Source organism: Micromonospora sp. DT228 (assembly GCF_049841595.1).
Lineage (GTDB): Bacteria > Actinomycetota > Actinomycetes > Mycobacteriales > Micromonosporaceae > Micromonospora.
Map to the genome: position 1 here is coordinate 654,949 of NZ_JBNCKO010000002.1, position 13,192 is coordinate 668,140.

The following is a 13,192-nucleotide window of genomic DNA, read 5'->3' on the forward strand; positions in this document are numbered from 1 at the left end:
CTGTTGTCTCCATCCCACATCTCGCCGTACGCCCGGCGGCGTCCGTTCGCCTACCGCTCGTGACGGCTGGCCCGATCCGAGTCTTCCATGTACGGGCAGCCCGCGGTGGCCGAGGTCACGCTCTCATCCGGGTGCCGGGCGATGCGCCGCGGGGTGAAGATTCTCCTGAGACGCCGACCTGTCGGCGCCACCCGTTGCGAAGGGATCTCACCGTGACCGAGCGTGTCACCGCCGACATGTGGTTCGACCCGTCCTGCCCGTGGGCGTGGATCACCTCCCGCTGGCTGCTGGAGGTCGAGCAGATCCGGGATGTGGACATCCGGTTCCACGTGATGAGCCTGTCCGTGCTCAACGACGGCCGGGACGAGCTGTCCGAGGACTACAAGGAGTTCCTGAAGACGGCCTGGGGGCCGGTGCGGGTCTGCATCGCCGCCGAGCAGCGGTACGGCAACGACGCCCTGCGTCCGCTCTACACCGCGCTCGGCACCCGGATCCACCTCGGCAAGGAGGTGCGGGGCCACGAGCTCTACGTCGCCGCGTTGACCGACGCCGGCCTGGACCCGGCGCTGGCGGCGGCCGCCGAGAGCACCGACTACGACGAGGCGCTGCGGGCCAGCCACGAGGCCGGCATGCGTCCGGTCGGGCAGGACGTCGGCACCCCGGTCGTCCACGCGCCCGGCCCGGACGGCAGCCCGGTCGCGTTCTTCGGTCCGGTGATCACCCCGGCTCCGAAGGGGGAGGCCGCCGGTCGACTCTGGGACGGCGTGCTGCTGGTCGCCGGCACCCCGGGCTTCTACGAGCTCAAGCGCACCCGTGAGCAGGGTCCGATCTTCGACTGAGACGCGGAGGGGTTGCCCTGTCGACGCCCGGCGTTGGCAGGGCAGCCCACCCGACCCACGGCACCGCGCGTTCGCTCGGCGTGTCGTGGGTCGGCGGTGCCTGCCCCGTCACCGGGGGACTGCCGCGTCGTTGGCCTGCATGTCCGCCGCAGCGACCCGCAGGGCCGCACCCCGCAGTTCGTGGAGGCTTTCCCGATGGCCAAGCACCGTGCGTCCGGTGACGATCAACTGACCCGTCCGGGGGTGATCGAGACTCCCGGCGCGGCCTACTGGTCGGTCGACGACTCCCGCTGGCCGGCGGTCCGCCCCGACCTTCCCGCCCACGTGGTGGATCTGCTCGCCCCGCCCATCGTGGTCGGCGTGGCCCGGGTCCCGGTGACCTCCCGGCTGACCCCGGTCGTGCCCGCGGCGCCGCTGCTCGCCGATCCCGCGCCGCCGGTCGTCGCGGCGATCGAGCCCGTACCGGCCGCCGCCGTGGCGTCGGCTCCGGTCCCGCCGTCGGCCGCCGCGCCGGCCGAACCCGCGCCGCCCCCGCCGGCGCCCGCCGCGCCGCGTCCGGTGCCGACGCCGCCGCTGAGCCCGCGTCCCGTCCCGTCCCCGCCGCCCGAGCGTCCGGTGCCGGGGCCGCCCGCGTCACCCCGCCGTGCCGTGAACACCGGGCCGGCCGCGACCGGCCGCCGCGGCAACGCCGGACCGGCGGCGGGCAGGCACCGCCGGGGCGCGTCCGACCGGGCCAGCTGACCGGCTCGGCACTTTCATCTGGTGGACCCCACACGGGTCCCCGTCGGCGGCGACACCGCCGCCGGTACCGTCAGTGGGCATGACGGTCGTGCATCCGATCTCCCGGGCGTGGGTCACCACTGGTGGCACCGGCGCGCAAAACTACGACGAGTTCGCCGACGACGCGGAGATCACCGCGATCATCGAGGCGAACCCGCACAGTGCTCTCGGCATCGAGATGCCGCATCGCGCCCCGCGGAGCCTGGGCACGTCGTTCCTCGACGCGCTGCCGGACGCGGTGGCCCGCCTCGCCGAGGCGAAGGCCGACGGCAGCTACACGCCCGCCGAGGAGGTGGTGGTCCTCTACCGGATCAGCGCGCCCGGCGAGGAGTCGGCGTACGGGCTGTTCGCGATGGTCGACACCGACCAGATCTCCACCCGGGCCGACGAGCCGGGCCTGGTCATCCGCAACGAGGACGTCTTCATCGCCAAGGTGCGCGAGCGGGTGGCCCTGGCCGAGGCGCTCGGTCACCTGCTCTCACCCGTACTCCTGCTGCAGACCGGGCGCGGCGACGAGCTGCACGCCGCGCTCGCGGCGGCGACCGAGACGGCCGGCGCGCCCGCCGCGACGGACGCCGACCAGGCGGGCCGCACACATGCCATCTGGCTGCTCGGCCCCGGCCCGGAGCAGGCCACGCTCACCGCTCTCGCCGGCGGTGGTGAGCTGGTCGTCGCCGACGGTAACCACCGCAGCCTGGCCGCGCAGACCGGCGGGCTGCCGCGCTTCCTGGCCGTGGTCACCACGCCCGCGTCGGTGGCCATCCAGCCCTACAACCGGCTGGTCAGTGAGCTGACCACCACGCCTGCCGAGCTGCTCGACCGGCTGCGCGCGGCGGGCGCCGAGGTCGCGCCGATCGACGGCCCGGTCGAGGTCCCGGCGGCCGGCGGCACCGTGCACCTCCGTGTCGGCGACCAGGGGTACGCGGTGCGCCTGCCCGCCACGGCCGCCGGCGACCTGGAAAACCTGGACCACGCTCTTGTCGAGCGGCTGCTGCTGCGCGACGCGCTCGGTCTGGACCCGGGCGACAAGCGGATCACCTACGTCGGCGGTGACTACCCGGCGAGCTGGCTCACCGGTGAGGTCGACGCCGGCCGGGCCGAGCTGGCGATCCTGATCGCGCCGGTGACCGTGGCGGACTTCGTCGCGGTGAACCTGGCCCGGGAGAAGATGCCCCGCAAGAGCACCTGGTTCACCCCGAAGGCGCGCGGCGGTCTGGTCGTCGCTGAGCTGCCGCACTGAGCGGTCCCGCACCCGACCGTGTGACGAACCCGGCTCTCCGACGCCGCCCGCGCGGCGTCGGAGAGCGCGGCCTGAGAGACTGCGCGGTATGCGCGTCTACCTGGGATCCGATCACGCCGGTTTCGAGTTGAAGGTGCACCTGGCCAACCACCTGGCCAAACAGGGGTACGACGTGGTCGACGTCGGTCCGCACAGCTACGACCCGGACGACGACTATCCGACGTTCTGCCTGCACACCGGCGATCAGGTGGTGGCCGACGAGACGGGTCTCGGTGTGGTGATCGGCGGGTCCGGCAACGGTGAGCAGATCGCCGCGAACAAGGTCGCCGGTGTCCGTGCCGCGCTGGCCTGGAGCGTGGAGACCGCCCAACTGGCCCGTCAGCACAACGACGCGAACGTGGTCGCGATCGGTGCCCGTCAGCACACGCTCGACGACGCCACGGGCATCGTCGAGGCATTCCTCAACACGCCGTTCTCCGGCAACGAGCGGCATGCCCGACGGATCGACCAGGTGGCCGAGTACGAGAAGACCCGGGAGCTGCCCGAGCTGCCCTGACCGGTGGGGTCAGCGCGGCGAGCGGGGCAACTCCTCGCGGGGCACCCAGTTGCGTCGGACGACAACCACCCGGGCCTCCGCCTCGGCGAGGTCGTCGTCGGTGGGTCGGGCCGCGTCCCGGGCCCGTAGCGCGGCACTGAGCCCCACCTGGGACGAACCGGAACCGACCAACCCGCGCAGCCCTCGCTCGCCGTCGCGCTCGTCGCCGCCGGAGTTCCGGCGGCGCGGGGGCGGATCGTCACCGTCGTGCACGCCTGTGGTGCTGGCCGTCGGGGTGTCGGTGCTCCGAGCGGCCGGCTCGGCATCGGGGTGGTGGCGCAGCCGTCGCCGTCGTCGGTCGGGGTCAGCCATCAGCCGACCGTACCCTGCCCGGCGGGCGATTCGGCACTGTCGTGCCGGTCCACGTCTCGGGCGGGGTCGGCGACCTGTTTGCCGGCTGGTTACCCTCGGATTCAGGCGGCGGTGATGCCGTCGGTCAGGGGGAGGACGAGATGGCAGACCAGACGCAGCCGTGGGCGGAGCGGACCGTGGAGGTGCCACCGCAGGCCGGCGTCGGGGTGCCGCCGCAGCGCGACGGATTCCGCCGGGGCGTAGCTCCGGTGGGTCAGCGGCGCAGCCCGCGGACCGAGCCGTTCGGAGTGGTCGAGCAGGAGCCGACCGGCACCGGCTGGCCCGGCGAGCAGGCCCCGCGTCGGCCGCTGAGCTGGCGGATGGCGCAGTTGCGGCGCGGCGGCGAGTGGAGCGCGGCGGCCGGGCTCTTCGCGTTCGTGTGCTGGGGGATCTGGGCGCTCTCCGGCCAGGGTGACCTGAGTGGCCCGGTGCTGGTGCTGGTGCTCAGCATGCTGGTGGCGGTCGGCCTGTTCGCGCTGTCCCGGCTGGTCGGCCGGGTGGTGTGGGAGCGGCAGCTTGGCCGGGTGCGGCGCAGCGCCCGGGGCGCCCACCTGGCGACGGCGGTGTTCCTCGTCGGACTGGGCGTGGCGTGGCTGCAGCAGACCGAGTGGGTCGTCTCGGCCTGGAACTGGATCTCCTCGAACTGAGCTCGGGGAAACGCCCAGGCGGCCGGCGAGCGCCGCCCGCCCGGGCGTCAGCCTCGCGGCACGCCGCGAGGCTGGTCGTCTCCTCCACCAGACAGGGCCGCCGCATACCCCGCTGGCCACGGTTCATCCGTGCGCGGCTGGTCCGTCTCGCGTCCAGGACCCCAGTTCCTGCGATAAATCGTTTCGGGCCGATGGGACGATGCTCGGGTGAAGAAGATTCCCACCCTTTTTCTACGGAACCCCGACGACCGCAAGCACGTCCTGTCCGAGGTCAACCCCACCTGCCAGTGGGTCCTCGACGGAGAGGGGACGTCGACGCGAAAGTACGACGGCACCTGCCTGCTGCTCGACGAGGACGGCGTGTGGTGGGCCCGGCGCGAGGTGCGGGCGGGCCGGACGCAGCCACCGGGCTACCGCCCGGTGATGACCGACGACGCGACGGGCAAGACCATGGGCTGGGAGCCGGTCGAGCAGTCGCCGTACGCCAGGTACCACGCCGAGGCCCTGGCCGCCGCGCCGGAACGGCGATCTCCGGGCACCTACGAACTGATCGGCCCGAAGATCAACGGCAACCCCGAGGGTGTACGGGGCCACGAGCTCGTGCCCCACGCCGATGCCGAGCGGTTCGACGTGCCACGGGACCTGGACGGTCTGCGTGACTGGCTGTTGGCGCACCCGCGGTACGAGGGGATCGTCTGGCACCATCCCGACGGCCGGCGGGCGAAGTTGAAGCGCCGCGACTTCGCTGCGTCGACAGCGCTGCCCGCGGCCGAAGCGGGATAGGTTGCGTGATCTTCGAAACCCTCTGGCGTCGCGCACTGCACCAGCGGGCCGACCCGACCGCGACGGCGAGCACACCCGACGGCGTCCTGGTGCACGAGCGCTCGACCCGTCTGGTCTGTCTCGACCCGGCAAGGGCTCGCTGCTCGCGGTGGACGCGGCTGGTTTGTCGCCTCCGGACGCCGTTCGGCGTTGATCCCTTCGAGACGTAGGCGAATTCTGAAGCAACCTCCCGGGCCGGACCCCGCGTGACTAACTCGAAATGGGGATCGGAGGCCTGAATGAGCGATCGCGACGAGGCGTTCGCCGAGTACTTCGCGGCACGGGCCGCTGCCATGCGTGCCACGGCGTACCTGCTGTGCGGCGACTGGCACCGTGCGGAAGACCTGGTGCAGACCACGTTCGTCAAGCTCTACCGGGTCTGGCACCGGATCTCGCGGCACGAGGTGCTCGACAGCTACGTCCGCCAGATCCTGATCCGGACGTTCCTCGACGAGCGGCGTCGCGGCTGGTGGCGGCGTGAACGGGTGGGGAGCGAGGACGCCGAGCAGGCGGCCGTTCCGGACTCGCCGGAGAGCCGGCTGGTGCTGCTTGAGGCCCTGGCCCGCGTCGCACCGCGCCAACGGGCCGTGCTGGTCCTCCGCTACTGGGAGGACCAATCCATCGAGGACGTCGCCGCGCTGCTGGAGTGCTCTCCAGGGACGGTGAAGAGCCAGGCCGCACGCGGGCTCGACACCCTGCGTGGCCTCCTGGCACCCACCTACAGCGGGATCGAGATGGGGAAGCGATGAACGGACAAGAACTGCGCGACGCGTTGCGCGGCGAGATGGCGAGAACCACCCCGCCACCAGCATTGAGTACGGGAGCCACGCTCAGCGCGGCGCGGCGGGCACATTTCCGCCGCCGCGCGTTGTGGACGTCGCTCGGGTCAGCGGCCGTCGTGCTGGCCGTCACCGGCTTCGCGGTCGTCACCACTCCGGACGACCTCGTCTACCAACCGGCGGGCCAAGGGCCACTGGTGTCTCTGGACGCGACGGGGGACACCAAGGAGCCGTGGCCGACCGGCCCCGACGGTCAACCGCAGGAGGACCGGACGGCACGGGCCGGATCCCAGTACGACCGGGGGGTCCAACTGCTCAACGAAGTCGTCGCCGTCGTGCCCGCCGGCTACACCTCGCCGGAGGATCCGGCCGACCAGCCCGCCGACCAGCGGACGTTGCGGACCCAGCAGGCGCAGTTCGAGGAGAAGGTGAACGGCGTCGACAGGTGGAGTTACCTGACCTCGGTCGCCGTGGCTCGAGGCATCGGTACCGGGCGGGTGATCGTCGAGGTCCACGATGCCGGCAACCAGTTGCCGACCGAGCCGTGCGCCCTGACCCGCGACTTCTGGGGCATGCAGGGCGAATGCCAGCTCGAAACGGTCGGAGCGGCGCAGGTCGGCGTGGTGGTCCGACCGGGCAACGACGACCGGCTCGACCAGTGGTCGGCGTACCGGCACCCGGACGGCGTGGTGGTCTACGTGGCGCAGGGCGCGAAGCTCGACGAGACCCGGCCGTCGTTGAAGGAGTTGCCGTTCTCCGTGCGGCAGTTGGCGGCCCTCGCGGTCGACGAACGGTTCCACCTGCGCTGACCCGTTCCCCGCCCCGGGTTCCGGCCCGGGCGGGGATGGCCACGCGCCGCGTCCTGGTCGGCCCTCCTGCCGCTCGGCCGGCGCCGCACCCTAGCTCGCGCGGGGGAGGTGGTTGGTCCTCACCGGGGATCATCTGTCGTCGACGCCGGTAAAGAATTTGGCATATGGCGATCACGTTATGGCATGCGGCCCCGGCCAGCAGCGACACCGAACAACCCGTCCCACGGTGGGCGCTCCGTACCGCCTACGCGCTCCCCTGGCTGCTGCTCCCCTCATGCCTGTGGAGGTTGCCGTTCGCCTTTCACTTCGACATGGGTCAGCTCGACGACGCACCCGTGTCTCCGTTGTGGATCGCTGTCCCGTATGTCATCGGACTCAGTGTGCTCACCGAGTTGCTGGCGCTGCTCAGCATCGGTCTGGTGTGCGGCTGGGGCGAGGTGGTCCCGACCTGGATCCCGGTCATTGGTGGCAGACGTGTGCCGTCCATGGCGACGGTTGTCCCTGCCGTGCTCGGAGGGCTGCTCCTGACCACGGTGTCGGTCTGGATGGCGCTCACCTGGGTCGGTGTGTCCGACGGCGTGGCGTACGAGAACGGCTGGTGGCAGGCGCTGGCCATGGTGTGCATCAGCCCGATAGGGCTCTGGGGTCCGATAGTGCTCGCCCTGACCTACGCCTACCACGTGCGCCGTCGCCCTGCCCGCGGTTCGGGGATGCGTGGGACTGCGGTCCGGACGAGATCGCCGAACGCAACCGCACGTACGAGATCCCGGACTACGCACCGGACCTGTTGCTGATCGGGGACGACGGCGGCGGAGCCGGCCCGGGCGGGACGACCGCTCGCCGCGTTCTACTCGACGTACGCCAACTGCACGAGGGTGGTGCGACGGCCCCGACGCACCAGCCGCCCCCGGCCGGGGGGTTGCACGGAGAGGTGGGCCTGCGGCCAGAGTTGGCCCTCCTGCCGCTCGCCGGAGAGCAGCAGCCCGGCGCAGCCGACCTCCTTCATCCGCTGCGGCACCGGCTCGTGGACGGCCCGGCCCGCGCCGCCGCTGCGCCGGGTCAGCACCAGGTGGAAGCCGAGGTCCTTCGACTGCGGCAGGAACTCCAGGAACGGGCCCAACGGGCCGGCGCCGCCGGTGGGCAGCAGGTCGTAGTCGTCGCAGAGCACCACGATCTCCGGTCCCTTCCACCAGGACCGACTCCGGAGCTGATCGACGGTCAAAGTGTCCGGGGGCAGCCGATCGTGGAATACGGTGGCGAGATTCTGCACCAGCCCCTGGGCGGCTTTGGCGGTGCCGGCGTACGCGCCGAGATACGCCTCGGGCACCGCGTCCAACATGGTGCGCCGCAGGTCGATGACCGCGAAGACCAACTGCTCGTCGGTGAACTGCGCGGTCAGGTCCCGGACCAGCAGGCGGAGCAACGACGTCTTGCCGCTTGCCGAGTCGCCGAAGACGAGCAGGTGCGGGTCGGTGCCGAACAGGTCGAGCATCGTGGGTCGCAGCTCCGCCTCGTCGAGCCCGAGCCGGACCCGCCCGTCGGCGGGCAGCCCGGTGGCTACCTCCCCGTACCCGATCATGGTGGGTAGCATCCGGATGGCCGGCGCCGACGGGCCGGTCCAGGCCGTCGCCACCCGGGACACCAGATCGTCGAGCCCTTTCGGCAGGGTGGTCACGTCGTCGCTGCCGTCGATGCGGGGCAGCGCGATGTGCGCGGTCAGCGCGTCCTGGGTCAGGCAGCGGCCCGGGGTGTCGGCGCGCAGGTTCTCGGCGGCCTGCCGCTTGATCGTCGAGTCCAGCGGGTCGTTCAACCGGAACTCGATCTTCGAGCCGATCACCGCCTGGAGCTGCATCCGCAGGTCCGACCACCGACCGGCGGTCAACACCAGGTGTACGGCATACCCGAGCCCTCGGGAGCCGATGTCCTGGACGAGATCGGCGAGATCCTCGAACTCCGTCTTCAGCACCGGATAGTTGTCGATCACCAGCACGACGTCGGCGGCGGCCAGCTCGGGCAGCCGGCCCTCCCGGTGCATCCGCCGCATCGTGTCGATCGAGTCGATGCCGTGTGCGGCGAAAAGCTCCTCCCGTTCGGTCATCAGCATGCTGACCTCGGTCACCGTCCGGCGAATCCGGTCCGGGTCCAGCCGACCGGCCACCCCACCGACGTGCGGCAGCCCGGCCAGCGCGTTCAGCGCACCACCGCCGACATCGACGCAGTAGAACGCGATGTCCTGCGGCGTGTGGGTCAGCGCGGCACCGGCCACCAGGCTGCGCAGCAACGTCGACTTACCGGTCTGCGGCGCGCCGAGCACACAGACGTGCCCACCCGCGCCGGAGATGTCCAGCACGAACGGTTCCTGTGTCTGCTCGGTGGGCCGATCGAGCAGGCCGAGCGGAATCCGCAGCCGCCCGCGCCGCTCCACCGGGGCCACCAGGCCGTACGCCGGATCGGTCTCCAGCGGGCCGACGACGGAGTCCAGCGGCAGCGCGGCCGGCAGCGGCGGCAGCCAGATCCGGTGCGCCTGCCGCCCGTGCTCGCGCAACCGGTCGACCACGACGTCCAGGGTGCTCGGCGCCGAGACGCTCTCGTCGGCCTCCGCCGACTCCTCGGTCGTCAACGGCTTCGGCAGGTGCCGGGCCACGTTGTACATCAGGAAGACCGTCGGGTCGGGTGCGGCGTCCACCACCTCCTCGCCGGCCGGCGGCCGGTACGTGCCGGACACGTACGCCGCCTTGAACCGCTCGAAGACCGTGGTGTCGACCTTCAGGTAGCCCGATCCGGGCAGCGGCGGCAGCCGGTACGCGTCGGGCACCCCCAGCACGGTGCGGCTCTCCTGCTCGTTGAAGGTGCGCAACCCCAGCCGGTACGACAGGAACGACTCCAACCCGCGCAGTCGGCCCTCCTCCAACCGCTGCGAGGCGAGCATCTGGTGGATGCCGATCGACCGGCCGATCCGGCCGATCGCGATGAACAGCTCGATGAAGTCCGGTTTGGCGGTCAGCAGCTCGCTGAACTCGTCGATGATCACCATCAGGTTGGGCAGCGGCGGCAACGGCCGGCCCGCGTCCCGCCGCCTGTTGTACTCGGTGATGTTGGCCAGTTGCCCGGCGTCGAGCAGGATCTGCTGGCGGCGCTTCATCTCCCCCTGGATCGCGTCGTGCAGCCTGTCCACCAGGCCGGAGTCGTCGGACAGGTTCGAGATCATCGCCGAGGTGTGCGGCAGATGTTCCAACCCGGCGAAGGTCGCGCCGCCCTTGTAGTCGACAAGCACCAGGCTGAGCCGCTCGGGCGGGTGGGTCATCGCCAGGGTGAGCACCAGCGTCCGCAGGACCTCGGACTTGCCGGAGCCGGTCGCGCCGACGCAGAGCCCGTGTGGGCCCATGCCGCCCAACGCGGCCTCCTTGATGTCCAGGTGCACCGGGTTGCCGTCCGTGCCCACCCCGAACGGCACCGTGAGGAAGTCCGAGAGCATCCGGGGCGCCCACAGCGACCGCACGTCGTAGCTCGCCTCGTCCACGATGCCGAGCAGCCCACGCAGGTCGACTGTCGACTCCAGCGGCGCGTCCTCCACCAGGTCGGCCACCAGCCGCAGCGGCGAGACCCGCCGGGCCAGCATCTCCATCTCCGCCAGGTCGAGCTTGTCGACAGTGCCGGCGGGTGCGCCGCGCAACCGCTCACGCTCGGCCAGGATCACCTGGGCCCGAGTGTCCTTGACCTTGCGCAGATCCTGAACGGTGACCTGGTCGCCCTCGCAAACCACCCGGACGTCCACGTGGGACGGCTCGTGCTGCCGGTCGTCGACGAGCACCACCACCGCCATGCCCAGGTCGTCGGGGGCGAGACCGGCTTCGAGGTGACCGAGCGGGTCGGCTCGCCCGGCGGAGATCTGGTCGACCACGACGACCAACCGGCTGCCCCGGAACCGGTGCTGCGGATCGCCCAGTCGCCGGGCCCGGGCGACCTCACCGACGCGCCGGGACAGCTCCGCGGTGAGCAGCGACGCCAGCGCCATCGGCTCCGCGGCCACCAGCCGCTGCGGGGCCGGGCCGTCGTACTCGCTCGGGTGCAGGCAGTGCGGAAGCCACTTCAGCCAGTCGAACTCCGGCCCGGCGGTGCCGCCGAGCAGCCACGCGAGGCGCACGTCGTCGGGAGCGTGCAGGGTGGCGAGCTGCGCCACCAGCACCCGCACCAGGTTGCGGGTGGCGGCCGGGCTGCCGACCACCGAGACCACACCGGTGACCGGCACCGCGACCGGCATGCCGTCGAGCAGTCGGTCCCGGTCCACGACCAGCCGGGCGGCGGCCAGGGTGACCGGGTCCAGATCGACAAGCGGGTTGTTCTCGTCGGCCTGGAGGGTGACCCGGCGCCAGAGGCGATCCTGACCGTGCCCGACCCGCAGCACCAGGAAGTCCGGGTCGGCCAGCCGTCGCTCCCACCGGCGGTGCGGGTCACGGAGCAGGTCCGGCAGCACCTCCGGTGCGGGGTGTCGGTGCTGGGCCGCGGCCCGCTGGGTGACGGCGTCCGCCCGGATCTGGTCGCGGATCCGGTCGATGTACTCCAGGTACCGCTGCCGTTGTCGGGCGAAACGGCGGGCCGCGCCGGTGCGCTGGGTGACGTACGCGGCGATCCCGCCGAACACCGTGGCGACGAGCATGCCGAGCCCGGCGATCATCATGATCGGGTTTTGGTTGGCCATCATCATGAGCAACATGCCGGCCCCGCCCATGATCGGGAGGAAGACCTGCATGACGCCCGCGAACCCACCGCCGCCGTCGGGCACCGCCGGTGGTGAGACCACGTCGAGCGCGGTCGGCTCCGGCTCCGTTGGTGGGACCCGGGCCGGTCGGTGAATCACCCGCTGCGTCATCGCGACCCCCTCCGGGCCGAACCGATCAGTGCCTCGGCCGGGTTACCGGTAGTGCTCCGACTGCCTACAGTAGTACCGGTCGGCACACTGGGCCGACCGTGCGGGGACGGAGGGTCATGGCAACCCGATTCACCCGAGTGACAGTGGTAGCCGGCGGACGAAGCCTCGACATCAGCCTGCCGGCGGCCCGGCCGGTGCTGGAGTTCGTGCCGCAGGTGTGCGAGCTGCTCTCGCTCACGCCCGAGGCCGCCGGGCGTTGGAGACTGTCCACGGTGGCCGCCGGTGGGTTGGACCCACGTCGCTCCCTGGACGAGGCCGGCATCATCGACGCCGAGACGCTCTACCTGACCCCGCCCGAGCAGGCGCCCCTGCCGCCGTTCGTCGACGACGTGGTGGACGAGGTGCAGACCACCCTGGACGGTGACGGCAGCGAATGGCGCGACACCGCCCGGATGACGGGCAGCGCGGCACTGGCCGGTGTCGTGGTGCTGATCCTCACGTACGCGCTCACCACCATGCCGGTGCCGGTGGCCGCGGCCCCGGCCATGCTGTTCGCGGTGGCCGCCCTGACGGTGCTGGCCGGGCGTCTGCTGGGCGCGCCCGGAGGCACGCTCCTGAGCACCGCTGCCGCGCCGGCCTGGCTGGTCGCCGGCTTCGCGGTGGCCCGAGCGGCCGGTTGGCCCGAGCCGGCCTGGTTCACCGCCGGCGCCCTCGGCGCGGGTCTCGGCGCCGCCCTGTTCGTCCTGGCCGGTGAGCGTTGGTACGGCGTTGCCGCCGGCGGGCTCGCGGTGACTGTGCTCGGCGGGCTCGGCACCACGCTGCTCGTTGCCGGGCTCGACCCGCAGCAGGCGGCGGCCGTGGGATCTGTCGTGGTCGTCTTCGCGGTGGGTCTGGCGCCGCAGCTCGCGCTCAGCTCGGCCCGCCTCGTCGATCTGCTGCGCCGGCAGGAGGAGAGCCAGTGGGTCGGCCGGCACCTGGTCGCGGCGGCGGTCCGCCGAGGCCAGAGCGTGCTGTCCGGTGCCCTGGTCGGCGTCGCGCTGGCCGCCACCGCCGCCTGCGTCGTGCTGTTGACCGGGCCGGCCGGCGTCGGCGTGGTGCTCGGCGCGGTGCTGGGCCTGGTGTTCGCGCTGCGAGCGCGGGTCTTCACCCGCTTCGGTCAGGTGCTGCCCATGCTCGTCCCACCGGTGACGGCGGCCACCGTCGCGGTGCTCGGTGCCGTCCGCCTCACCGATGCCGACGAGGCGGTGCGTGCCTGGTTGGCAGTGGTCGGTGTCCTGGTGGTGGTGGGTGCGGTGCTCTGGGCCGGCCGTCCCCGGCTGGACGACGTCGGCGCGGCCCGACTGCGGCAGCTCCTCGACCTGGCCGAGGTACTCGCGGTGGTCAGCCTCGCACCGCTGGTGATCGCGGTCTTCGGGGGCTTCGACTGGGCGGCCCGCTGAGCCGAGGGCCGACCGCATCCG

General features: G+C 72.2%; 12 protein-coding genes. 10 read left to right on the forward strand and 2 right to left on the reverse strand.

The window, feature by feature from the left end; all coding sequences use genetic code 11:
- Positions 1–212: 212 nt before the first annotated feature.
- The 4 genes from ACLQ29_RS06410 to ACLQ29_RS06425 all read left to right on the forward strand — a co-directional run bounded on the left by ACLQ29_RS06410 (position 213) and on the right by ACLQ29_RS06425 (position 3,415).
- The gene (locus ACLQ29_RS06410) at positions 213–839 is read left to right on the forward strand and encodes a disulfide bond formation protein DsbA (RefSeq protein WP_425770707.1); all 627 of its coding nucleotides are present in this window, start codon (positions 213–215) and stop codon (positions 837–839) included.
- A 195-nt stretch (positions 840–1,034) separates the two neighbouring features.
- Complete coding sequence (locus ACLQ29_RS06415) at positions 1,035–1,580, forward strand: hypothetical protein (RefSeq protein ID WP_425770709.1); 546 nt, start codon at positions 1,035–1,037, stop codon at positions 1,578–1,580.
- A gap of 79 nt (positions 1,581–1,659) precedes the next feature.
- Positions 1,660–2,859 (forward strand): DUF1015 family protein, encoded by a 1,200-nt coding sequence (locus tag ACLQ29_RS06420; RefSeq protein ID WP_425770711.1) that lies wholly within the window; start codon positions 1,660–1,662, stop codon positions 2,857–2,859.
- Between the two features lie 88 nt (positions 2,860–2,947).
- The gene (locus tag ACLQ29_RS06425) at positions 2,948–3,415 is read left to right on the forward strand and encodes a ribose-5-phosphate isomerase (RefSeq protein WP_393373694.1); all 468 of its coding nucleotides are present in this window, start codon (positions 2,948–2,950) and stop codon (positions 3,413–3,415) included.
- Between the two features lie 9 nt (positions 3,416–3,424).
- Here the strand turns inward: ACLQ29_RS06425 and ACLQ29_RS06430 are convergent, their stop codons facing one another.
- A complete protein-coding gene (locus ACLQ29_RS06430) occupies positions 3,425–3,766 on the reverse strand; it encodes a hypothetical protein (protein WP_425770714.1) in 342 nt (113 codons plus the stop codon).
- Between the two features lie 140 nt (positions 3,767–3,906).
- Between ACLQ29_RS06430 and ACLQ29_RS06435 the strand changes: the two genes are divergently transcribed.
- The 5 genes from ACLQ29_RS06435 to ACLQ29_RS06455 all read left to right on the forward strand — a co-directional run bounded on the left by ACLQ29_RS06435 (position 3,907) and on the right by ACLQ29_RS06455 (position 7,656).
- Positions 3,907–4,452, forward strand: a complete 546-nt coding sequence (locus ACLQ29_RS06435; RefSeq protein ID WP_425770716.1) for a hypothetical protein — start codon at positions 3,907–3,909, stop codon at positions 4,450–4,452.
- Between the two features lie 207 nt (positions 4,453–4,659).
- Entirely contained in the window at positions 4,660–5,235 is a 576-nt protein-coding gene (locus ACLQ29_RS06440) for a DUF5565 family protein (RefSeq protein ID WP_425770718.1), read from the forward strand.
- Positions 5,236–5,513: 278 nt separating this feature from the next.
- The gene (locus ACLQ29_RS06445; protein ID WP_425770719.1) at positions 5,514–6,023 is read left to right on the forward strand and encodes a SigE family RNA polymerase sigma factor; all 510 of its coding nucleotides are present in this window, start codon (positions 5,514–5,516) and stop codon (positions 6,021–6,023) included.
- A complete protein-coding gene (locus ACLQ29_RS06450) occupies positions 6,020–6,862 on the forward strand; it encodes a hypothetical protein (protein ID WP_425770721.1) in 843 nt (280 codons plus the stop codon). The genes ACLQ29_RS06445 and ACLQ29_RS06450 overlap by 4 nt, the downstream gene beginning before the upstream one ends.
- A gap of 164 nt (positions 6,863–7,026) precedes the next feature.
- Positions 7,027–7,656, forward strand: coding sequence for a hypothetical protein (locus tag ACLQ29_RS06455; RefSeq protein WP_425770723.1), 630 nt, complete (start codon positions 7,027–7,029; stop codon positions 7,654–7,656).
- A gap of 53 nt (positions 7,657–7,709) precedes the next feature.
- Here the strand turns inward: ACLQ29_RS06455 and eccCa are convergent, their stop codons facing one another.
- A complete protein-coding gene (gene eccCa / locus ACLQ29_RS06460; protein ID WP_425770725.1) occupies positions 7,710–11,732 on the reverse strand; it encodes a type VII secretion protein EccCa in 4,023 nt (1,340 codons plus the stop codon).
- Positions 11,733–11,848: 116 nt separating this feature from the next.
- Here eccCa and eccD point away from each other — a divergent pair, with 116 nt between their 5' ends.
- A complete protein-coding gene (gene eccD / locus ACLQ29_RS06465) occupies positions 11,849–13,171 on the forward strand; it encodes a type VII secretion integral membrane protein EccD (RefSeq protein ID WP_425770726.1) in 1,323 nt (440 codons plus the stop codon).
- Positions 13,172–13,192 lie beyond the last annotated feature (21 nt).

Coding starts and splice junctions, on each gene's coding strand:
- ACLQ29_RS06415 (WP_425770709.1), top strand. CDS start 1,035: ATGGCCAAGCACCGTGCGTCCGGTGACGATCAACTGACCCGTCCGGGG.
- ACLQ29_RS06435 (WP_425770716.1), top strand. CDS start 3,907: ATGGCAGACCAGACGCAGCCGTGGGCGGAGCGGACCGTGGAGGTGCCA.
- ACLQ29_RS06445 (WP_425770719.1), top strand. CDS start 5,514: ATGAGCGATCGCGACGAGGCGTTCGCCGAGTACTTCGCGGCACGGGCC.
- ACLQ29_RS06455 (WP_425770723.1), top strand. CDS start 7,027: ATGGCGATCACGTTATGGCATGCGGCCCCGGCCAGCAGCGACACCGAA.
- ACLQ29_RS06450 (WP_425770721.1), top strand. CDS start 6,020: ATGAACGGACAAGAACTGCGCGACGCGTTGCGCGGCGAGATGGCGAGA.
- eccD (WP_425770726.1), top strand. CDS start 11,849: ATGGCAACCCGATTCACCCGAGTGACAGTGGTAGCCGGCGGACGAAGC.
- eccCa (WP_425770725.1), bottom strand. CDS start 11,732: ATGACGCAGCGGGTGATTCACCGACCGGCCCGGGTCCCACCAACGGAG.
- ACLQ29_RS06420 (WP_425770711.1), top strand. CDS start 1,660: ATGACGGTCGTGCATCCGATCTCCCGGGCGTGGGTCACCACTGGTGGC.
- ACLQ29_RS06430 (WP_425770714.1), bottom strand. CDS start 3,766: ATGGCTGACCCCGACCGACGACGGCGACGGCTGCGCCACCACCCCGAT.
- ACLQ29_RS06425 (WP_393373694.1), top strand. CDS start 2,948: ATGCGCGTCTACCTGGGATCCGATCACGCCGGTTTCGAGTTGAAGGTG.